This is a genomic window from Kineosporia sp. A_224 (assembly GCF_002198655.1).
In the GTDB taxonomy this organism is placed as follows: Bacteria; Actinomycetota; Actinomycetes; order Actinomycetales; family Kineosporiaceae; genus R-H-3.
In genome coordinates, this window is sequence record NZ_MWLN01000154.1 from 1 (window position 1) to 19084 (window position 19084).

Genomic DNA, 19084 nt, shown 5'->3' on the forward strand with positions numbered 1-19084 from the left:
GCCGCCGTCCGCGCCGCCCGGTCCTGCGGCGCCGCCCATCCCGCACCGCGGCGCACCGGCAGGCCGGGGCCGCCTCCTGCTCGCCGCCGCCCTCGCCGCCCTCGCGATCGGCGCCGGCGCGGCGGCCGGGACGCTGCTCTCCGGCCGCGACGGCGCCCCCTCCGCGACCCCGAGCAGCGCCGCGCCGTCCGCCGCGGCGCCGATCGCCGTCACGGTCTCGAGCCTCGACCCGGCCGGCGGCTCCGGATTCGCGCAGCGCGGCGAGGACTGGCGCACCCAGACCTACCGGACGGCGCAGTTCGGCGGGCTCAAGCCCGGTGTCGGGCTCGTGCTCGACCTCGGCAGCCCGCGGGCCGTGACGTCGGTGACGTTCGAGGCGAGAACGGCAGGCAGCACGGTGAGCCTGCGCGCGGCCGACGAGGCCCCGACGTCGGACGCCGGGCTGACGCCCGTCGGCGAGGAGGTCGCCGCCTCGGGCCGGACCGTGCTCGACGGCCGGTCCGGCGGCGCGCACCGGTACTGGGTCGTGTGGGTCAGCGGGCTCGGCCCGCGTGGCGACGGCTTCGGCGCGACGTTCGGGACGCCGCAGGTCAGCGGTCCGGCGACCGGCTGACCGCTGCGTCGTCCGCGGCGGCCCGCGGCTCCGGCAGCGCCGGGACCGCCGGCAGGAGGCCCGGGCCCTCCTCGGCCACCGGCTCCAGCGCCTCGGCGGGTCCGGGCCGGCCGAAGTGCCAGCCCTGCCCCGAGTCGACCTCGAGCGCGAGCAGCGTCCGGGCGTCCGCCTCGGTCTCGATGCCCTCGGCGACGACCCGGGCCCCGCAGCTGTGTGCGAAGTCGACGAGCGAGCGGACGAGGGTCGTCAGCACGGACTCGCGGGCGACGCCGTCGACGATGCTCCGGTCGAGCTTGATGACGTCCGGCGAGGTGAGCACGATGTGCCGCAGCGAGGAGAAGCCGGCACCGACGTCGTCGATCGCGAGCTGCATCCCGTGCTCGCGCAGGCTCGCGAGGGCGACGCCCAGCGCCTCGTAGTCGTCGACCTGGTCGTGCTCGGAGAGCTCGAGGAGGATCCGGCGCCCGGGGAGGCGGCCGAGCAGCTCGGCGCACTCGGGGGTGAGCAGCGTGCTCGGGGAGGCGTTCATCGAGACGTAGCCGCCGACCCGGTCGAGGTGCTCGGCGGCCCGCTCGAGCGCGAGCAGCTCGAGGAGGTGGCCGAGGCCGACCGAGTGCGCCTCGGCGAAGACGACGTCGGGCGCCTTGCCCCACTCCTTCGGGAAGCGGCTCAGCGCCTCGGCCCCCACGCGCCGTCCGCTCTTGAGGTCGACGATGGGCTGCAGGACGACGACGGGGCCGCCCTCGCGGATCACCGGCAGCAGCCGGGCCTCGATCTCGTCGCGGCGGGCCTGCTCGTGCACCTTCGGCTCGATGACGAGCGCGGCGGCGCGGGCGAGCACCTCCATGAGGTTCCGGTCCCGCTTGCCGAGGTTGCGGTCGGCGGTGAACCCGGCGGCGCAGAAGGTGCCGTACAGCGTGCCGTCCGAGAGCGTCACCGGTACCGAGACGTAGCTGCGGATGTGCCGCGGGAACTTCGCCGCGGGCAGGTCCATCGCCTCCGGGTAGCGCCGCAGGTCCGGGATGACCGCCGGGAGCTTCTTGTCGAGGATCGCCTGGCACAGGCTCGTGCCCTGGTCCTGCGTGTTGCCGTCCTTGTAGACCATCGGCAGCGGCGAGTCCATGACCTCGAGGTGCTGCGTCCGGCCGTCGAGCCGGCTCAGGAAGGCCAGCGGCAGGCCGAGCGACTCACGCGCGGTGCGGAGCAGGTCGGCGACCTGCTGCTGCTCGACCGAGCGCTGGCGGCGCACGCGGCTCCTTCGAACGGACGGCGACCGGCGACGACACCGGGCGGGGCGCGACGGCGGCACCCACCTCTTCCCTATCGAGCGGCGGGTGGTCCGACTCAAGGGGAAACGCACCTGGAACTTTGACACCTGAAGTGTCATTATGACGCCATGGTTGTCAACAATACGGGTGTCGACGAGCCGCTGGAGGCCCGCCTCTACGAGGTGATCCGGTACGTCCGGCCGCTCCACCAGTACCTCGGCAAGGCCGTCGCGGACGCCCTCGAGGGCCGTGAGGTGACGGTGCCGGTCCGCGCCGTCCTCGAACGTCTCGCCGACGCCGGCCCGCAGACCGTGCCGCAGGTCGGGCGCAGCCTGTGGATCACCCGGCAGTTCGTCCAGCGGCTCATGGACGACGCGGCGGAACGCGGCCTCGTCGAGCCGGCACCGAACCCCGCGCACAAGCGGTCCCCGCTGTTCCGGCTCACCGACCGGGGCCGCGCGGAGATCCGCGACATCCTGGCCCGCGAGGCGGCGACGCTGCGCGAGGTCGCCGAAGGGCTCGACCCGCAGGACGTCGACGCATGCGTCTGCGTGCTCGCGCACGTCCTGTCGGAGTTCCGTGACCGCGTGCGGGCGCACGACGGGAGCACCGGATGGGACGCGGAGGGGCCGCGCCCAGGAGAGGACGTCCGATGAGCAGCACCACCGACAGCACCACAGGCACCACCACCGTGAGCGAGGGCCGGGCCCCCGTCCCCGACGGCGAGCTGGCGTACGACGTCCGCGGCGCCGGCCGGCCCGTCGTCCTGCTCCACGGCGGCTGGTGCGACCGGCGCCTCTGGGAGCACGAGACCACGCTGCTCGCCGACGACCACCTCGTCGTCCGATATGACGCCCGGGGCTGCGGCGCCTCGACGTCACCGACGGGCGACTGGGAGTTCCACGAGGACCTGCGTGCCCTGCTCGCCCACCTCGGCGTGCACCGGCCGACCCTCGTCGGGCTCTCCCTCGGCGCGGCGACCGCGCTCGACTACGCGCTCACCTACCCGGACGACGTGCAGGCGGCCCTGCTCGTCAGCCCGGGGTTCCTGCACATGACGTACACCGACCCGTGGGCGCTGCACTGCGCGGCCGAGCAGGAGGCCGCCGTCCAGGCGTGGGACGCGCAGGCCTGGACCGACGCGGGCGTCCGCGGCTTCGTCGCCGGCCCGCACCGGGCCGTCGCCGACCTCGCGCCGGACGTCGTCGACCTCTGCCGCACGATGACGCTCGAGTGCCTGGCGACGCACGCGGCCGCGGCCGCGACGTCCGGCGGGACCTTCCGCGGTGTCGGCGCCCAGGGCCGGCTCGACGAGCTGGCCGTGCCGACGGAGACCGTCGTCGGGGACCTCGACGTGAGCGACATCCTCACGGTCGCCCGGCAGGTCGCCGACGCGGCGCCGGGCGGCCGGGTGCACGTCGTCGAGGGTGCGGCGCACATGCTCAACCTCGAGAAGCCGCAGGAGTTCGCGGCGGTCCTGCGGGACTTCCTCGCCCGGACGGCCTGAGCACCGGCGCAGTCACTCCGGCACGAACGCGGCGAGGAACAGCTCCATCGCGGCGTCGACGCCCTCGAGGTCGTCGGTCGCGAGCAGGTCGAGGAGCAGCCCGCGGGTCACGGCCATCCCGAGCCGCGCCTGCGCGCGGGCGACGTCCGGTGGCAGCCCCCGCCGGACGCCGTCCGCGGCGACGACCTCGACCCACGGTTCGACGAGCGTCTCGCGGAGCCGCTCGGTCCCCGGCCGGCCCTGGATCGCGAGCGCGACGATCTCGAAGAACAGCCGCTCGTGCTCGCGGACGGCGGGGTCGGTGAGGCCGCGCCAGAACCGGCGGACGGCGACCGGTGCCGGCTCGTCGCTCGCCGCGAGCCCGGCGAGGATCTCCCGCTGGCCGGCCTCCACCGCTGCGACGACCTCGGCGAGCAGGCCCTCCTTGGAGCCGAAGTGGTAGATGAGCATCCGATGGCTCGTGCCGATGGCGTCGGCGAGCGCGCGCAGACTGAGGTCGGCGAGACCGTGCCGGGCGACGTGCTCGACGGTGGCGGCGAGCAGCCGGTCGCGCGGGCTCCCGGCGGGCGCGGGCGGGCGGTCGGGCACGGACGACGTCACGCCGACATCGTCGACCCTGCGGCCGCGCGCCCGAGCGCCGGGACCAGGTCGGTGACGAACCTCTGCAGCACGGCGCGGTAGAACCAGCCCGTGCCACGGACCTGCGGCTCGAAGGTCGACGACCACGTGATCGTCGAGCCACCGCGGCCGTCCGGCTCGACCGTGACGACGCCCCGGTAGTCCCGCAGCGGCAGCCCCGACAGGAGGCCGTAGGTGATGCCGCGCCCGGGCAGCACCTCGAGCACCTCCTCGCGGGAGACGACCGTGCGGCCGAACGCCCGTGACTCGAGCCGGCGGACCGCACCCGCACCGCCGCCGCCCGACGGGTCGGCCGACTCCAGCGCGGCCGACACCCACGGCCCCCAGACCGACCAGGTCGTCACGTCCACGAGCAGGGCGTGGACGGCGTCCGGCGGCGCGGACGTGGCTCCCTTGACGTGCACCCGGTGCGGCATGGCGGACCTCCTGCTCGACGGCGTCCCCTCGGGGCGTCCCTCGACGCCAGGGCCTGTACCGACTGGTACACAGAGTAGATGTACCACGTGGTACAGGCAAGGTCTTTCGCATCCGGCGACCCGGCGCGCGAGGATCTGCACATGGACAGCACCGGTGACCTCGGTCCGGACAGCGCCGCGGGGCAGGACGACGCGGACCTCCCCCTCGGGCTGCCGCCGGCGGTCGACGCCGCGACGGCCGCCCGCCGGCTCGCCGCGACCCTGCTCGCGCACGCGGAGGATCTCGCGAGCGACGACCTCGCGACGGTGTCCGGCGCGATGGCGGCCGTCCGCTCCGGCGCCCGCACGGTCGAGGCCGCCCTCACCGCGCGCGGCTGGGGCGGCGGTGTGCTCCACGGCTTCGGCTCCGAGGACGAGGCCGACCCGTGGGACGCGGGGCTCGCCGCGCTCCTCGACGAGGAGGCGGGCGACGACGGGGACCTCGACGACCTCGACGACCTGGACCTCGACGGCCTGGACGACGGGGACGACGACCCGTGGGAGGTCCCGGCCGGCACGAAGCTGACCTACCAGGCGCGCTGGGACTTCGTCGTCACCGACCCGGAGGCGCTGCTGCGCCACGTCGAGCAGCGCGCGGCGGAGCTCGGGCAGCCGTGGGACCGGGAGTCGATCCTCGAGCACCACCCGCTGTTCGTGCTCACCGAGCTGGAGTCGTTCACCGCCCGCGACCTCGACGGCGCCGGGCTCGTCTTCGCGGGCGGGCAGAACGTCGTCCACGAGATCCCGCTGACCCTCTGGGAGCTCGAGGACGACGCCCGGGACGACGAGTTCCCGACGGCGACACCCTGACGGCCGGCCCGCCCGGTGGTCAGCCCGGCGGTCAGCCCGGGAGCTTGTCCGCGAAGACGATGTCGAGCTCCCGGACGTCGCCGGCCGGCCGGAACCCGAACACCCTGCCGTAGAACGCGAGCTCGCTCTCGACCGCGGTGACGATGTTCTCCGCGATCCGGAAGCCGTGCTGCTCACCGGGGAACGGCAGGTACACGTGCGGGACCCCGTTCGCGGCGAGCGCCGCGACGACGGCCTCGGCCTGGGCCGGCGGCACGACCTCGTCCTCGAGGCCCTGGAGCACGATGAGCGGGGCCCGGAACCCCTTCGCGTGGGTGAGCGGCGAGCGCGCCTCGTAGACGTCGGCCCGCTCCGGGTACGGCCCGACGAGGCCGTCGAGGTAGCGGGACTCGAACTTGTGGGTCTCCTTCGCCAGCGCGGCGAGGTCGCTCACGCCGTAGTGGCTCGCGCCCGCCCGGAACACGTCGGTCGTCGCGAGGCTGAGCAGCACGGTGTAGCCGCCCGCGCTGCCGCCGCTGATCGCCGTCCGGTCGGCGTCGGCGAGGCCCTGGGCGGCGAGGTGCTCGACGGCGGCCGCGCAGTCCTCGACGTCGACGATGCCCCAGGCGTCCTTGAGCAGCTCGCGGTACGCCCGGCCGTAGCCGGTGCTGCCGCCGTAGTCGACGTCGACGACCGCGAAGCCGCGGCTCGTCCAGTACTGCGTCTCGAGGTCGAAGACCGGCCGGGCGGCCCCGGTCGGGCCGCCGTGGACGTGGACGACGACGGGCGGTCGCTCGCCGTCGAGGCCGGTGAGCGGCTCGCCGTCGACGACGCCGGTCGGCGGGTAGAACCACGCGTGCGCGGTACGGCCGCCCCGGCTCGGGAACGACACGTGCCGGGCGTGACTGACGGCTCCCTCGGGGAGCCGGACGCCCTGCGCCGTCACGAGGGCGCCCCGCTCCACCGGGGACACCTCCCCGGTGCCGCTGCGGGACAGGCCGATCTCGACCACCTCGGTCCCCCGGTCGGCGAACCCCGCGACGGCGACGAGCCGGTCGCCGTCCGCCCGCAGCGACCCCAGCCCGACCCAGGGGCTCACGTGGTGGTCCTGGCCGGAGCCGTCCGGGCCGACGCGGCGCAGCGTGACGCCGCCGTCCTCGCCGTACGCCAGCCACACGCTGCCGTCCGGGGTCGAGGCGTGGTGCGCGTTGCCGAACACCCAGGCCGGCCCGCCGACCTCGTGGTCGTCGGCGTGCAGCGGCGTCAGCGCGCCGGTCGCGAGGTCCACCGAGTGCAGGTTCCACCAGCCGCCCCGGGCGTCGGAGACGACGAGCAGCCGGCCGTCCGGCGTCCAGTCGGGCTCCATGAGCGACTGCTCGCCGGGCTCGCCGAGGCCGGCCCCGGCGAGGGTGCGGACGTCGGTCAGCGCGGGCAGCGGGCCGCTGCGGTCGAGGGTGCCCAGGCGTAGGACCGTTGCGTCCCAGGGCATCGAGGGGTGGTCCCAGGCCACCCAGGCGACGTGCCCGCCGTCCGGCGAGACCCGCGGCGCCGCGACGAAGTCGTGCCCGCCGGCGAGGACGGCGACCTGTGCGGCGTCGTCCGCGGCCGAGCCGTCGGCCGGCAGCGCGACGACCTCGTTGACCGCCTCGGCGAGCGGGGCGCCGGCGGCGTCCTCGTGCCGCTCCCGCACGCAGACGACGAGCGCGCCGTCCGGGGTGAGCCGGCCGTCGGTCCAGCGGAACCCCTGCTGCGTCAGGGGTTCGGGCGTCACGGGGACAGGTGCCGGGTGGACGCCGTCCGCGCCGGGCGGGTCGACACGGTAGAGCCGCTGGTCGGCCCAGGAGGTGAAGAAGACGGTGCCGGCACGGGCCCCGGCGTCGACCCACCACGCGCCGCCGCCGTACTCGTGCACCCGGGTCCGGGCGTTGACCCCCGCCGGGAGCACCTCGGTGACGGTGCTGTCGGCGTCGCGCCGCAGCAGGGCGATCCGGCCACCCTCGGCCGGCCGGGACTCCGACCACCAGGTGACGCCGGCGACCGCCCAGGTCTCCCGCGGCTCGACACCGCCCGACACGAGCATCTGCGCGTCGACCGGGGAGGGCCAGGTTCCGTAGGGCAGCACGGGCACGGGGTCTCCTTCGGGAGGGGGCGGGCGATCGTCACCCTACGACGCGCACCGCGGCTGTCGATCCGGGACCGGCCCGTTCGTCGGAAGGGCGCCACAGCCCTCCCGGCCGCGCCGGGACCACACCACGGAGGTCCGCATGTCCCGAGTCCAGGTCGTCGCGAGCGTCGAGGTCGACCGCACGCCCGCCGAGGTGTTCGCCTACCTCGCGGACGTCGCCCGGCACGGCGAGTGGTCGCCGCGTCCCCTGCGCGTCGAGGGCGCCGCACCGGGCGCACCGGCCGCCGAGGGCGTCCGCTTCACGTCCTACGGCTGGATCCCCGGGGACGCCGAGCACCGCAACGAGGTCGAGGTGACGCAGGCGGAGGCACCGACCCGGCTCCGGCTGCGCAGCACCGACGGCCCGGTCGTCTGCCACAACGACTTCACCGTGACCCCGCACGGCCGCGGCAGCCGCGTCGAACGGGTCATGGAGATGCCCCGGCCGGCCGGTCTCGTCGGGTTCGTCTTCCCCGTCATCGTGCGGCTCGTCATCCGCCCGGACCTCGCGAAGGGCCTGCGGATGCTCAAGGAGCGGGTCGAGACGGCGTCCGCGGCGGCCTGACCGGCACGGGACGGACGGCCCGTCCCCGGGCGGCCCCCGCGGAGCATCGTAGGAACGTCCCGCCGCTCCCGGGAGGCCGCCATGAACGCACCCGTCCCCGTCTCCCCGACCGCTCACCCGCTCGACCCGCGCTCATGGGAGGTCACCCGCGCCGACCGCGCCTCACGCGCCCTGTCGCTCGTGCTCGCCCTCGTCGCCGCGGCCGCCGTCTACGGCGGCGTCGGGCTCATCACCGACCGGATCGGGATGACGGCGCAGTGGCTCGACGGGACGCCGTTCACGTCGTGGACGCTGCCCGGCGTCGCCCTGCTCGCGGGGGTCGCGCTGCCGCAGGCGGTCGCCGCCGGGTTGGCCGTCACGGCCCACCGCTGGGCGGCCGCGGCAGGCATCCTCGCCGGCATCGGGCTCGTGCTGTGGATCGCCGTCCAGCTCGTCGTCCTCGGTCGCTTCTTCTGGCTGCAGCCGGTCGTCGTCCTCTTCGGCCTGGCCGAGATCGCGCTCGCCGCGTGGTGGTCCGGGCACGACGGCACCGCCTGAGCGGCCCGGTGCCCTGCCGCGGGGGCGCCGGGTACTGTGCGCCCGGACCGTGGCGAGGAGGCGTTGATGGCGGCGGAGCAGGTGCCCGAGGGGCAGGACGTCCCCTGGCTCGACGACGCGGAGCTGCACAGCTGGCTCGCGCTCGTCCGCGTCCTCGTCCGACTGCCGACGGCCCTGGAACGGCGGCTCCAGCAGGTCGCCGGACTGACCCAGTTCGAGTACTACGTGCTCTCGCAGCTGTTCGACGCACCCGAGGGCAGGGCCCGGATGACCGACCTCGCGGCGTCGACCCGGGCCTCGACGGCCCGCCTGTCCCACGTGGCGGGCCGGCTCGAGCAACGCGGCCTCATCGAGCGGCGGGCCAGGCCCGACGACCGTCGCAGCATCGACGCGATCGTCACCCAGGCGGGGCGCGAGCTGGTCCGGGCAGCCGCCCCCGAGCACGTCCGTCAGGTCCGCCGGCTCGTCGTCGACGCGCTCGGCCCGGAGCGGCTCGCCGACCTCGGATCGATGTGCGCGGTCGTGCTCGAAGCGATCGACACCGACGCGGCCCTGTTCAGCGCCCCGGACGCCGGCACGCCCGGGGCCTGAGGTCTCCAGTTATTTGTAGACTTGATAATCAAAGGTACAAGTAATAATCTCCTCCTCGGACCGGCGCGTGCCCGCGGCCGGCCGGACGAGGAGGCCCCCGTGAGCACGAGCACGACCGCAGCGCGCAGCACCGCACCCGGGCTCGTGAAGACCGGCGCGCTGACCGGCCTCGCGGCCGGCGTCGTCAACGTCGTCCTGTTCTTCGTGGCGAAGGCCGCCGGCGTCCCGTTCGAGGTCGCCATGGGCGGCTCCACCCAGGCGATGCTCTTCGCCCAGCCGCTCGTCCTGTCCTTCGTCGCCCTGCTGCTCGGGGCCCTGCTGCTCAAGGCGCTCGCCCGCTCGCCCCGGGGCGTGACGATCTGGACGGCGATCGCCGTCATCGTCTTCGTCGCCTACACCGCGTTCGCGTTCGGCGCCGCGACGACGACGTCCACCGCGCTGGTCCTCACGGCGATGCACGTCGTCGTGCTCGTTGCCGCGCTGGTGCGAGTCGTCCCGGTGGCCCGCCGCACCGTCGGCGGCTGACGGCCGGGGTCAGTCCTCGCCTCGGGCGTGCGCCCGCAGCCGTTCCGCGAGGGAGACGGTGGCCGGCGGCACGACGCGGGCGTGCGGCCGGCCGTCGACGTCGAGCACCTCGTGCCGGCGCAGCGCCGGGGCCTGCGCGTTGCGGCAGGCGCCGGTCACGAGGTCGAAGGTGTACCAGTGCCAGGGGCAGCGGACCGCACCGTCCTTGACCAGCCCCTCGGCGAGCGGGCCGCCCTTGTGCGGGCAGGCGCCGTCGGTGACGACGACCTGCCCGTCCAGGGTGAAGACCGCGTACTCCCGGCCGTCGTGGGTGAACGCCGCGCGGCCGTCGGCGTCCAGGTCCGGGAGCGGGACCAGGGCCGCCCCGGGGGCGGCCGGCTCAGGCATCGGCCGGCTCAGACACAGGCCAGCTCGACCGAGCCGATGCGGTCGATGCTCGCGACGACGACGTCCCCGGCCGCCAGCGGCACCGCGGCCGTGAGTCCGCCCGACAGCACGATCTCGCCGGCCCGCAGGCCCTCGCCGTGCTCGGCGAGTGCGCGGACCATCCACGCCACGGCCGCGGCCGGATGCCCGAGCGAGGCCGCGCCGGACGCCGTCCCGAACACCTCGCCGTTGTGCTCGAGCACGACCCCGACGAGCTTGAGGTCGATCCCCGCCACCGGCACCGCTGTCCCGACGACGTAGCGACCGGCAGAGGTGTTGTCGGCGACGACGTCCGGGATCGTGAACCGGTAGTTCTCGTAACGGCTGTCGAGCACCTCGATGCCGACCGCGACCGCGGACGTCGCGGCGAGGACGTCGGCCGCAGTGACGTGCGCGCCCTCGAGGTCACGGCCCATGACGAGGACGATCTCCGGCTCGGCGCGCGGCTGGATCTGCTGCGCGACGACGAGCGGCTCGCCGAGGTCGAGGGCGTCGGCCGCGGCGAGGTAGCCGTAGACCGGCGCGTCGATGCCGACCTGCTTCTGCTTGGCCCGCGACGTCACGCCGAGCTTCCAGCCCGCGAGCGCACCGACGCCGGCCCGCTGCAGCCGCTGCACCCGGTACGCCGTCGCCTGGTCCAGCTCCGGGAAGGAGTCGGTGAGCGGCGGGACCGCCTTCAGCTCCCGGCGCGCCGCCGTCAGCACGTCCGCGTAGCCCTGCAGGTCACTCACTTCGACTCCTCCGTCGCGCCCTCGACGACGCGCAGCGTGACCGGGCCGAGCCGGTCGAAGTCCGCGCGCCAGACGTCACCTGCGGCCATCGGGACCGCGGCGTGCAGTGCACCGGTCATGACGAGGTGCCCCGGCTCCATGGCGATCCCGTTGGCACCCAGGGTGTTCGCCAGCCAGGCGACGACGGCGACCGGATCGCCGAGCGCAGCCGCCCCGGCCCCGGTGTCGACGAGGTGGCCGTTGCGGGTCAGGGTCATCCCGATGAGGCGCGGGTCGACGTCCGCGAGCGGCACGAGCCGGCTGGACGTCGCGACCGCACCGTTCGAGGCGAGGTCGGCGACGGTGTCCGCGAGCTTGATCCGCCAGTCGGCGAACCGGGAGTCGACGATCTCGACGGACGCCGCGACCCCGGCGACGGCGCGCGCGGCCTGGGTCACCGAGACGCCCGGGCCCTCGAGCCGCTCGCCGAGGACGAAGACGATCTCCGCCTCGATCTTCGGCTGGATGAACCGGGAGAGCGGGATCGAGTCCCCGTCGCGGTAGACGGTCGAGGCGAAGACCGGCCCGAAGTCCGGGCTGTCGACGCCGATCATCTTCTGCATCGGCTTGGAGGTCAGGCCCACCTTGTAGCCGACGATCTCCTCCCCGTCCGCGACGAGCAGCTTCGTCAGCTCGGACTGGACGGCGTACCCGTCGGCCATCCCGAGCGTCGGGTCCGCGTCGGTGAACGGCGGGATCGCCGTCCGGTCGCGGCGCGCCTCGTAGAGCAGGCGCGCCTTGGCCGGCGCATCGGTGAGGGGCATGTCAGCTCTCCCTGGTCGAACCGGTGGGGGTCATGGTGGCGGACATCAGCAGGGGCGGTCGGACCGCGACGGCCTCGGGCGACCAGCCGAGCCGTCGCGAGATCGCCTCGCCCGCCTCGGCGACGAGGGCCCCGAGCTCGCGGCGGCGGGCGGCGCCGAGCCGGATCACCGGGGCCCCGATCGAGACCGACGCGACCACGGTGCCCTCGACGTCCCGGACGGGTGCCGCGACCGAGGCGACGCCGATCTCGCGCTCGTTGACGGCCTCGGCCCAGCCGCGCCGGCGGACCTTGACGCACTCCGCACGCAGGGCCTCGGGGTCGGCCAGCGTGTGCGGGGTGAGCGCGGTGAGCGGGAGCCGCCCGAGCAGTGCCTCCCGGTCGCCGTCCGCGAGGTGCGCGAGGAGCACCTTCCCCGAGCTCGTGCAGTGCACGGGCACCCGGCGGCCGGTCTCGGTGAACAGCCGCAGCGACTGGGAGCTCTCGAGCCGGTCGACGTAGACGACCTCGGTGCCGTCGAGGATGCCGACCTGGGAGGACTCGCCGGTCTGCTCCCGCAGCGAGGCGAGCACCGGCCCGGCGGCGGCGTGCAGGTCGAGGTGCACCCGCACCGCCTCGCCGAGCTCGAAGACGACGATCCCGAGCCGGTACCCGCCCGTCGCGTGGTCCTGCTCGATGAGGCCCTCGGCGGCGAGCGTCGTGAGCAGCCGGTGGACGGTCGACTTCGCGAGGTCGAGCCGGCGGGCGAGCTCGGAGACGCCGAGCGACTCCTCCCGGCTGAGGAAGACCTTGAGCAGCCGTGCCGCGTTCCGCACGGAGCTCAACCCCTCAGACTGCTCCGTCACGGCGTCGCCGCAGGGTCCGGGACGGGTGGAGACCACTGGGTGCGGCCGCCGAAGTGGCCGAGGAGCGCCTTGCGCAGGGCGTCGGGATCGGGGTCGGCGGCGTCCGCGAGCGCGACGACCTCGGCGGCGTACGGGGCGATCGCCTTCGCGAGCAGCGCCTGGGCCCGCGGCAGCCCGGCGCTCGCGGCACCGGCCAGCTCGTCGACGAGCCCCTCCCGGCCGCGGGCGCGCGAGCGGATCGTCTCGAAGTCGCGCGCGACCGAGGAGTGCCCGTTCGCCAGGCCGGTCCCGACGTGCCCGGCCTGGTGCGCGGACAGGCCCGCCCCCACGGTGGCGACCACGTGGTAGACCACGGTCGTCACCCCGAGGGCGTGCTTGACCTCCTCGAAGGCCGGGCCCGCGGACTCGTCGAGGAGGGCGAGGGACGGCGTGACGACGGAGTCGAAGAAGCGCAGCTCCCAGGCGAGGCCCTCGTACGCGGCCTCGATGCTCACCTCCTGGCCCTGGAGCGGGCCGAGCGACTCCCGGGTCGCGAGCAGGTGCAGGTTGCGGGCCGCGACGGCCGCGACGGTGAGCCGGCCGCCGTCCAGCAGTGGCATCCGGCCGCGGACGGCGGGCGGGAAGGTCAGCGCCTGGTCGACGTAGGAGCGGTGGATCTCCTGGACGTAGCCGGCGACGGCCCGCCGCATGTCCTCGGGTCCGGCCATGACCCCTCCCGTCCTGCCGCACCGCGCCGTCGCGGTGCCCGCCCGCGCACGCTACCCCGCGGCGCCCGGCCGCGGGACCCCTTGTTCTTCTATGTGGAACGGCGGTCCTTCCCACGGAACGCTACCGCGACCTAACGTCGGCAGCGAGCGACCGACGCACGTCCATCCGGTCGCCCGCGACGAGGAGGTCATCCCGTGGGAGTCCTGCGCCTGGCACACGTCGACGTCCGGACCCCGGACCTCGAGCTCTCGACCGCGTACTACACGCAGGTCCTGGGCCTCCAGCTCGCCGGCCGGGACGAGGACTCGGTCTACCTCAAGGGCTGGGACGAGGAGGACCACCACTCGCTGCGGCTGCGGTACGACAACCGGATCGGGATGGACCTGTTCTCGTTCCGGGTCGAGCGCGAGGACGACCTCCACGACCTCGAGAAGCGCCTGGAGAAGGCCGGCTGCCACGTGCAGCGCCTCTCCAAGGGCGACTACCTGGGCCAGGGCGAGTCGATCCGGTTCGAGGTGCCGTCCGGCCAGACGATGGAGCTCGTCTGGGACCTGGAGAAGACCGGCAACATGCTCGGCAAGCTCAACCCGTCGCCGGTGCCGCCGCCGGACCTCGCCGGGATCGCCCCGCCCCGGATGGACCACCTCCTCATCAACGCGGAGGAGGTCGGCGAGGCCTACCGGTTCTTCAAGGAGGTCCTCGGCTTCCGGATGACCGAGCAGGTGCTCGACGCCAACGGCCACCAGCTCGGGGTGTGGATGGAGCGGTCGCACTCCCCGCACGACGTCGCGATCGTCAACGGTCCCAACGGCGCACTGCACCACTTCGCGTTCTGGCTCGACGACTGGGACCACGTCCGCAAGGCGGCCGACATCCTCGCCTACAACGGTGTCCAGATCGACCAGGGCCCGACCCGGCACGGGGTCACGCGCGGCAACACCATCTACTTCTTCGACCCGCTGGGGATCCGCAACGAGGTCTTCACCGGTGGCTACAGCCCCGACCCCGACTTCCCGGCCATCACGTGGTCCGAGGACCAGTTCGGCCGCGGCCTCTTCTACTACGAGAACGTCGTCGCCCAGCGCTTCCTGCGCTTCCACACCTGAGGAGTGCTCGTGTCCGATCGCATCCTTCGCCTGCAGCACGTGCAGATCCGGGTCCCGGACCTCGAGCTGTGCACGGCCTACTACACCGAGGTCGTCGGCCTCGTGGAGACCGCGCACGACGAGGGCCGGGTCTTCCTCAAGTGCTGGGACGAGCACGAGCACCACTCGGTCGTGCTGCGCCAGGCACCCACCTACGGCCTGGACCACATGTCGTTCAAGGTCGCCGAGCTCGACGACCTCGACTACTACACGCAGCGGGTCGAGGGCGCCGGCATCGCCGTCAAGCGCTACGCCCGCGGCGAGCTCGGCCCGGGCTGGGGCGACGCGATCCGGTTCGAGGCGCCGTCCGGCCACACCGTCGAGCTGGTCTTCGGCATGGAGAAGGTCGGCAACATGCTGCCCTTGTTCAACCCGCCGCCCCGACCGGGCAACCTCGTCGGCATCGCGCCGCCGCGGCTGGACCACATCTTCATCATGGCCGAGGACGTCGACGCGGCCACCGCGTTCTTCCGCGACGTCCTCGAGTTCCGGCTCACCGAGCAGATCGTCGCCAACGACGGCCACCAGATCGCGACCTGGCTCGAGCGCTCGCACACCCCGCACGACCTCGCGATCGTCACCGGCCCGAACGGCGCGCTGCACCACTTCGCGTTCTGGCTCGACGACTGGAACGCCGTCCGGGAGGCCGCGGACGCGTTGGCGTACAACGGTGTGACGATCGACGTCGCCCCGACGAGGCACGGCGTGACGCGCGGCTACACCGTCTACTTCTTCGACCCGGTCGGCAACCGCAACGAGCTCTTCACCGGCGGCTACTGGGTCGACCCCGACTTCGAGCCGATCACCTGGACCGAGGAGGAGATGGGGCGGGCGATGTTCTACTACGCCCGCGAGGTCAACGAGCGCTTCTTCACGGTGCACTCGTGACGGCCACCGACGAGGGCAACGCGACCTTCAGGCGGACCGACCGCACTGACGCTCCCCTCTACCTGTCGCGGTACACCGCCCGCACCCACCGGGCCAACCCGGGCCGGCCGGACGCCGACCAGGCCCAGGACGCCGACACCCCGCTCTACCTGCGCCGCTTCCGCGAGCGCCAGGACGGCTCCGGCCCGGCCAGGCCTGCGCTCCTCGAGGTCGACGGCGAGCGGTTCGCCCAGCAGTACGCCGAGGCGACCCGCAGCCACGAGATCATCCCGGAGCCGGCGCAGCGCGAGACCGACGACTACGTCGCCGAGATCCGGATCATCCGGCACGGCATCACGCAGGGCTACTCCACCGACGCCGGCCTCACGCCGATGGGCGGCTGGCAGGCCCACCAGCGCGGCCACGCACTGTCGAAGACCCTGCGCGCCTGGCCGAACATGCGGATCATCTGCGCCGACACGAACCGGGCCCGGCAGACCGCGGAGCAGATCCACCGCGGGCTGCTCGACGGCCTCGACCAGTTCGGCCGCGACGCGAAGATCGAGGGCCCGACGGCGATCCCGGAGCTGCGCAACTTCCAGGTGTGGACGCCGGACGGCCCGCGCGACATCACCGCGGCGTTCCGCCAGTACCAGGCGCTCATGGAGAAGCTCGAGCGGATGTCCGTCGGTGACCGCCCCCGCTGGCTCGTCGAGATCGACCGGTTCTACCGCACCCAGCTCGGCGGCCAGGACCCGATCCAGACCTGGCTGACGATCCCGCTCATGTACTTCGAGTCCCCGCAGGCGTGCGTCCGCCGGTTCTGGAAGGGCTTCCTGCGGATCATGGAGGAGTCCCCGGGGTCCCGGATCATCGCGGCCACGCACTCCGGGCCGATCCGCGCCTTCGCGACGTGGGCGCACGGGTACGACCCGGGCGAGCCGCACAACGTCGAGGAGGTCATCGTCCGGATCCGCAAGGGCGGCAGGACCGCCCTCGTCGGCTACCGCAACCGGGTCACCGAGGTGAACATCCCCGACCCGGACGACATGCCGGTCTGGGACGGCGCATGACCGTCACCGAGCTCGCGCCGCACCAGCCGCACGCGGAGGGCGAGCTCCGGTCGGTGTCGATCGCGGTCGCCGTCCTCGACTGCTTCGCGGACGCCGTCGAGCTCGGCCCGACCCAGGTCGGCCGCCGGATGGGGATCGCGAAGAGCACCGCGAGCCGGATGCTCAGCGCGCTCGCCGTCGGCGGCATGCTCGAACGCACCCCGGCCGGCCGGTACCGGCTGTCGATGCGGCTGTTCCACTACGGCCAGCTCGCCGTCGACCGGCTGCCGCTGCGCAGCGTGGCCCGGCCGGTGCTGCTCGACCTGCACGAGTCGCTGCGCGAGATCGTCCAGCTCGGGATCCCGGTCGGCGGGCACGTGCTCTACGTCGACCGGGTCGGCGGCGCCCCGTCGACGGCGCGCCTGTCGGGCGAGGTGATGCGCCGGGTGCCCGGCTACTCCTCGAGCGCCGGCCGGGTGATGGCCGCGTTCGACCCGACGGTCGCCCGGGCGACCGCGGGCGTCGAGCGGCGCAAGCACACACCGTTCACGGTCACGGACGGCGCACGGCTCACCCAGGTGCTGCGGCAGGGCCGGCAGGCCGGCTGGGTCGCGAGCCGCGAGGAGTACGAGCTCGGGTACTCCTCGATCGCCGCCCCGGTGCTCGTCGGCGTCCCGGGGGCGGCACCCCGTGTCGTCGGCGCGATCTCCGTCGTCGGGCCGAGCGCCAACGTCGTCGGCCAGCGCCGCGAATTCGTCGCGGCGAGCGTCTGCCGGGCCGCGCGCCGGGTCGGCACCGCGCTCACCGGCCTCATGGAGGACTGACCCGTGCCCACCGCAGCATCGCCCAGAACTGCAGGAGGACTGCGTTGACCAAGGCTCTCGCCGCGATCGTCGGCCCCGGCAACATCGGGACCGACCTGCTCGCGAAGCTGCGCCGCAGCGACGACATCGAGGTCGGCTACGTCGTCGGAATCATGGAGTCCGAAGGGCTCGAGCGGGCCCGCGCGCTCGGCGTCGAGGCGTCGGCCGGCGGGGTGGACTGGCTGCTGGACCGGCCGGTGCTGCCGTCGATCGTCTTCGACGCGACGTCCGCGAAGGCGCACCGCGCCGTGGCACCCCGGTTCGCCGAGGCGGGCATCGTCGCGATCGACCTCACCCCGGCGGCGGTCGGCCCGCTCGTCTCGCCGCCGGTGAACTTCCGCGACCACGTCGCGGCGCCGAACATCAACATGATCAGCTGCGGCGCACAGGCGACGGTGCCGATCGTGCACGCGGTGAGCAGCGTCGTCCGGGTCGACTACGCCGAGATCGTCGCGTCGGTGGCGTCGAAGTCGGCCGGCCCGGGCACCCGCGCGAACATCGACGAGTTCACCCACACGACGAGCCGCGCCGTCCGCGAGCTCGGCGGGGCGACCCGGGGCAAGGCGATCATCGTCCTCAACCCCGTCGAGCCGCCGATGATCATGCGGGACACCGTGTTCTGCTCGATCCCCGCCGACGCCGACCGCGACGCCGTCACCGCCTCGATCGAGCGCCGCGTCGCCGAGGTGCAGGAGTACGTGCCGGGCTACACGCTGCGCAACGCGCCGCAGTACGACGAGCCGCGCGAGCAGTGGGGCGGCAACGGCCGGGTCGCGGTGTTCCTCGAGGTGCGGGGCGCCGGCGACTACCTGCCGGAGTACGCCGGCAACCTCGACATCATGACGGCGGCCGCCGCTCGCGTCGGCGAGCTCGTGGCCCGCGAGAAGGCGAGCGTGACCGCTTGAGCAGCAACGGTTCCCAGCCGGACGGCGCGAGCACCGGCGGCACCACGAGGCCGGTGCGGATCACCGACACGACGCTGCGCGACGGCAGCCACGCGATGTCGCACCAGTTCACCGAGGCGCAGGTCCGGGCCACGGTGCACGCGCTCGACGGCGCCGGCGTCGAGGTCATCGAGGTGACCCACGGCGACGGCCTCGGCGGCTCCTCGTTCAACTACGGCTTCAGCCACACGAACGAGATCGACCTCATCCGGGCGGCCGTCGAGGAGGCCACGCAGGCGACGATCGCCGTCCTGCTCGTGCCCGGCATCGGCACGATGGACGACCTGCGGCAGGCCCGCGCGGTCGGCGCCGGCATCGCCCGCGTCGCGACGCACTGCACCGAGGCCGACGTGTCCGTCCAGCACTTCGGGCTCGCCAAGTCGCTCGGCATGGAGACCGTCGGGTTCCTCATGATGAGCCACCGCACCGACCCGGCGAACCTCGCCCGGCAGGCCCGGATCATGGCGGACGCCGGGGCGGACTGCGTGTACGTCGTCGACTCGGCGGGCGCGCTCGTCCTCGGTGACGCCCAGGAGCGGGTCAAGGCGGTCTTCGACGAGATCGGTCACCAGGCGCAGGTCGGGTTCCACGGCCACCAGAACCTCTCGCTCGGCGTCGCGAACTCGGTGCTCGCGTTCCAGACCGGTGCCCGGCAGATCGACGGCTCGCTGTGCGCCCTCGGCGCCGGCGCCGGCAACTCCCCGACCGAGGTGCTCGCCGCGACGTTCGACCACCTCGGGGTCACGACCGGGGTCGACGTCGGCGGGGTGCTCGACGCCGCCGAGGAGGTCGTGCGGCCGTACCTGCCGCGCTGGCCGAAGGCCGACCGCACGGCGATCGTCCAGGGCTGGGCCGGCGTCTACTCCTCGTTCCTCCTGCACGCCGAGCACGCCGCCGAGCGCTACCACGTGCCCGCGCACGAGATCCTCCAGCGCGCGGGCGAGGCCGGCTACGTCGGCGGCCAGGAGGACATGCTCATCGACATCGCCCTCCAGCTCGCCCAGGAGCGCGACCTCGCCGCCACCGGCGCCCACGGCTCGCGGGTGTA

At 74.1% G+C, this 19084-nt stretch carries 22 protein-coding genes and 1 pseudogene; 14 read left to right on the plus strand and 9 right to left on the minus strand.

The window, feature by feature from the left end:
• Positions 1-613, plus strand: a pseudogene (locus tag EDJALFJO_RS34340) (hypothetical protein); the annotation flags it as partial.
• On the opposite strand, the gene EDJALFJO_RS13590 reads toward EDJALFJO_RS34340, so the two are convergent.
• Positions 591-1862: an EAL domain-containing protein gene (locus tag EDJALFJO_RS13590; protein WP_088286067.1), complete on the minus strand. Its 1272-nt coding sequence runs from the start codon at positions 1860-1862 to the stop codon at positions 591-593. The pseudogene EDJALFJO_RS34340 and the gene EDJALFJO_RS13590 overlap by 23 nt on opposite strands.
• Before the next feature lie 147 nt (positions 1863-2009).
• Here EDJALFJO_RS13590 and EDJALFJO_RS13595 point away from each other — a divergent pair, with 147 nt between their 5' ends.
• Together EDJALFJO_RS13595 and EDJALFJO_RS13600 are read left to right on the plus strand one after the other, a co-directional pair.
• Positions 2010-2537 carry a MarR family winged helix-turn-helix transcriptional regulator gene (locus EDJALFJO_RS13595; RefSeq protein WP_088286069.1) on the plus strand — a complete coding sequence of 176 codons (528 nt, stop codon included), beginning with the start codon at positions 2010-2012 and terminating at the stop codon, positions 2535-2537.
• Positions 2534-3388: an alpha/beta fold hydrolase gene (locus EDJALFJO_RS13600; RefSeq protein ID WP_158220427.1), complete on the plus strand. Its 855-nt coding sequence runs from the start codon at positions 2534-2536 to the stop codon at positions 3386-3388. The genes EDJALFJO_RS13595 and EDJALFJO_RS13600 overlap by 4 nt, the downstream gene beginning before the upstream one ends.
• A gap of 12 nt (positions 3389-3400) precedes the next feature.
• Here EDJALFJO_RS13600 and EDJALFJO_RS13605 read toward each other — a convergent pair whose 3' ends face one another.
• Positions 3401-3988, minus strand: coding sequence for a TetR/AcrR family transcriptional regulator (locus EDJALFJO_RS13605; RefSeq protein WP_198950277.1), 588 nt, complete (start codon positions 3986-3988; stop codon positions 3401-3403).
• The gene (locus tag EDJALFJO_RS13610; protein WP_088286073.1) at positions 3985-4443 is read right to left on the minus strand and encodes an SRPBCC family protein; all 459 of its coding nucleotides are present in this window, start codon (positions 4441-4443) and stop codon (positions 3985-3987) included. The genes EDJALFJO_RS13605 and EDJALFJO_RS13610 overlap by 4 nt, the downstream gene beginning before the upstream one ends.
• Before the next feature lie 141 nt (positions 4444-4584).
• On the opposite strand from EDJALFJO_RS13610, the gene EDJALFJO_RS13615 reads away from it, so the two are divergent.
• Positions 4585-5292: a hypothetical protein gene (locus tag EDJALFJO_RS13615; protein ID WP_088286075.1), complete on the plus strand. Its 708-nt coding sequence runs from the start codon at positions 4585-4587 to the stop codon at positions 5290-5292.
• Positions 5293-5323: 31 nt separating this feature from the next.
• Here the strand turns inward: EDJALFJO_RS13615 and EDJALFJO_RS13620 are convergent, their stop codons facing one another.
• Positions 5324-7399 (minus strand): prolyl oligopeptidase family serine peptidase, encoded by a 2076-nt coding sequence (locus tag EDJALFJO_RS13620; protein WP_198950278.1) that lies wholly within the window; start codon positions 7397-7399, stop codon positions 5324-5326.
• 136 nt (positions 7400-7535) lie between these two features.
• On the opposite strand from EDJALFJO_RS13620, the gene EDJALFJO_RS13625 reads away from it, so the two are divergent.
• From EDJALFJO_RS13625 to EDJALFJO_RS13640, 4 genes are all read left to right on the plus strand, one after another.
• On the plus strand, positions 7536-8000 hold the full coding sequence (locus EDJALFJO_RS13625; protein ID WP_088286077.1) for an SRPBCC family protein: 465 nt from the start codon (positions 7536-7538) through the stop codon (positions 7998-8000).
• Between the two features lie 81 nt (positions 8001-8081).
• Complete coding sequence (locus tag EDJALFJO_RS13630; RefSeq protein ID WP_088286079.1) at positions 8082-8537, plus strand: hypothetical protein; 456 nt, start codon at positions 8082-8084, stop codon at positions 8535-8537.
• Positions 8538-8603: 66 nt separating this feature from the next.
• Positions 8604-9128, plus strand: coding sequence for a MarR family winged helix-turn-helix transcriptional regulator (locus EDJALFJO_RS13635; RefSeq protein WP_088286081.1), 525 nt, complete (start codon positions 8604-8606; stop codon positions 9126-9128).
• 99 nt (positions 9129-9227) lie between these two features.
• The gene (locus EDJALFJO_RS13640) at positions 9228-9653 is read left to right on the plus strand and encodes a DUF6069 family protein (RefSeq protein ID WP_088286083.1); all 426 of its coding nucleotides are present in this window, start codon (positions 9228-9230) and stop codon (positions 9651-9653) included.
• 9 nt (positions 9654-9662) lie between these two features.
• Here the strand turns inward: EDJALFJO_RS13640 and EDJALFJO_RS13645 are convergent, their stop codons facing one another.
• The 5 genes from EDJALFJO_RS13645 to EDJALFJO_RS13665 are packed head-to-tail and all read right to left on the minus strand — an operon-like array spanning position 9663 to position 13164.
• On the minus strand, positions 9663-10040 hold the full coding sequence (locus EDJALFJO_RS13645) for a Rieske 2Fe-2S domain-containing protein (protein ID WP_088286085.1): 378 nt from the start codon (positions 10038-10040) through the stop codon (positions 9663-9665).
• Between the two features lie 8 nt (positions 10041-10048).
• On the minus strand, positions 10049-10810 hold the full coding sequence (locus tag EDJALFJO_RS13650; RefSeq protein WP_088286087.1) for a 2-keto-4-pentenoate hydratase: 762 nt from the start codon (positions 10808-10810) through the stop codon (positions 10049-10051).
• The gene (locus tag EDJALFJO_RS13655; protein WP_088286089.1) at positions 10807-11613 is read right to left on the minus strand and encodes a 2-keto-4-pentenoate hydratase; all 807 of its coding nucleotides are present in this window, start codon (positions 11611-11613) and stop codon (positions 10807-10809) included. The genes EDJALFJO_RS13650 and EDJALFJO_RS13655 overlap by 4 nt, the downstream gene beginning before the upstream one ends.
• 1 nt (position 11614) lies before the next feature.
• Positions 11615-12427, minus strand: coding sequence for an IclR family transcriptional regulator (locus EDJALFJO_RS13660; RefSeq protein ID WP_233149858.1), 813 nt, complete (start codon positions 12425-12427; stop codon positions 11615-11617).
• Between the two features lie 26 nt (positions 12428-12453).
• The gene (locus tag EDJALFJO_RS13665) at positions 12454-13164 is read right to left on the minus strand and encodes a hypothetical protein (RefSeq protein ID WP_088286091.1); all 711 of its coding nucleotides are present in this window, start codon (positions 13162-13164) and stop codon (positions 12454-12456) included.
• Positions 13165-13359: 195 nt separating this feature from the next.
• Between EDJALFJO_RS13665 and EDJALFJO_RS13670 the strand changes: the two genes are divergently transcribed.
• The 6 genes from EDJALFJO_RS13670 to dmpG form a co-directional block, all read left to right on the plus strand.
• Positions 13360-14271 carry a catechol 2,3-dioxygenase gene (locus EDJALFJO_RS13670; RefSeq protein ID WP_088286093.1) on the plus strand — a complete coding sequence of 304 codons (912 nt, stop codon included), beginning with the start codon at positions 13360-13362 and terminating at the stop codon, positions 14269-14271.
• Positions 14272-14280: 9 nt separating this feature from the next.
• Positions 14281-15198, plus strand: a complete 918-nt coding sequence (locus EDJALFJO_RS13675) for a catechol 2,3-dioxygenase (RefSeq protein ID WP_088286095.1) — start codon at positions 14281-14283, stop codon at positions 15196-15198.
• Positions 15195-16250: a histidine phosphatase family protein gene (locus EDJALFJO_RS13680; protein ID WP_088286097.1), complete on the plus strand. Its 1056-nt coding sequence runs from the start codon at positions 15195-15197 to the stop codon at positions 16248-16250. The genes EDJALFJO_RS13675 and EDJALFJO_RS13680 overlap by 4 nt, the downstream gene beginning before the upstream one ends.
• Positions 16247-17053 carry an IclR family transcriptional regulator gene (locus EDJALFJO_RS13685; RefSeq protein ID WP_088286099.1) on the plus strand — a complete coding sequence of 269 codons (807 nt, stop codon included), beginning with the start codon at positions 16247-16249 and terminating at the stop codon, positions 17051-17053. The genes EDJALFJO_RS13680 and EDJALFJO_RS13685 overlap by 4 nt, the downstream gene beginning before the upstream one ends.
• Before the next feature lie 44 nt (positions 17054-17097).
• Positions 17098-17997 (plus strand): acetaldehyde dehydrogenase (acetylating), encoded by a 900-nt coding sequence (locus tag EDJALFJO_RS13690; RefSeq protein ID WP_088286101.1) that lies wholly within the window; start codon positions 17098-17100, stop codon positions 17995-17997.
• Positions 17994-19084: 4-hydroxy-2-oxovalerate aldolase (gene dmpG, locus EDJALFJO_RS13695; RefSeq protein WP_088286107.1), on the plus strand; the 1091-nt coding region annotated here is incomplete at its 3' end. The genes EDJALFJO_RS13690 and dmpG, both read left to right, overlap by 4 nt.

Coding starts and splice junctions, on each gene's coding strand:
- EDJALFJO_RS13595 (WP_088286069.1), top strand. CDS start 2,010: ATGGTTGTCAACAATACGGGTGTCGACGAGCCGCTGGAGGCCCGCCTC.
- EDJALFJO_RS13600 (WP_158220427.1), top strand. CDS start 2,534: ATGAGCAGCACCACCGACAGCACCACAGGCACCACCACCGTGAGCGAG.
- EDJALFJO_RS13610 (WP_088286073.1), bottom strand. CDS start 4,443: ATGCCGCACCGGGTGCACGTCAAGGGAGCCACGTCCGCGCCGCCGGAC.
- EDJALFJO_RS13615 (WP_088286075.1), top strand. CDS start 4,585: ATGGACAGCACCGGTGACCTCGGTCCGGACAGCGCCGCGGGGCAGGAC.
- EDJALFJO_RS13625 (WP_088286077.1), top strand. CDS start 7,536: ATGTCCCGAGTCCAGGTCGTCGCGAGCGTCGAGGTCGACCGCACGCCC.
- EDJALFJO_RS13630 (WP_088286079.1), top strand. CDS start 8,082: ATGAACGCACCCGTCCCCGTCTCCCCGACCGCTCACCCGCTCGACCCG.
- EDJALFJO_RS13635 (WP_088286081.1), top strand. CDS start 8,604: ATGGCGGCGGAGCAGGTGCCCGAGGGGCAGGACGTCCCCTGGCTCGAC.
- EDJALFJO_RS13645 (WP_088286085.1), bottom strand. CDS start 10,040: ATGCCTGAGCCGGCCGCCCCCGGGGCGGCCCTGGTCCCGCTCCCGGAC.
- EDJALFJO_RS13655 (WP_088286089.1), bottom strand. CDS start 11,613: ATGCCCCTCACCGATGCGCCGGCCAAGGCGCGCCTGCTCTACGAGGCG.
- EDJALFJO_RS13665 (WP_088286091.1), bottom strand. CDS start 13,164: ATGGCCGGACCCGAGGACATGCGGCGGGCCGTCGCCGGCTACGTCCAG.
- EDJALFJO_RS13685 (WP_088286099.1), top strand. CDS start 16,247: ATGACCGTCACCGAGCTCGCGCCGCACCAGCCGCACGCGGAGGGCGAG.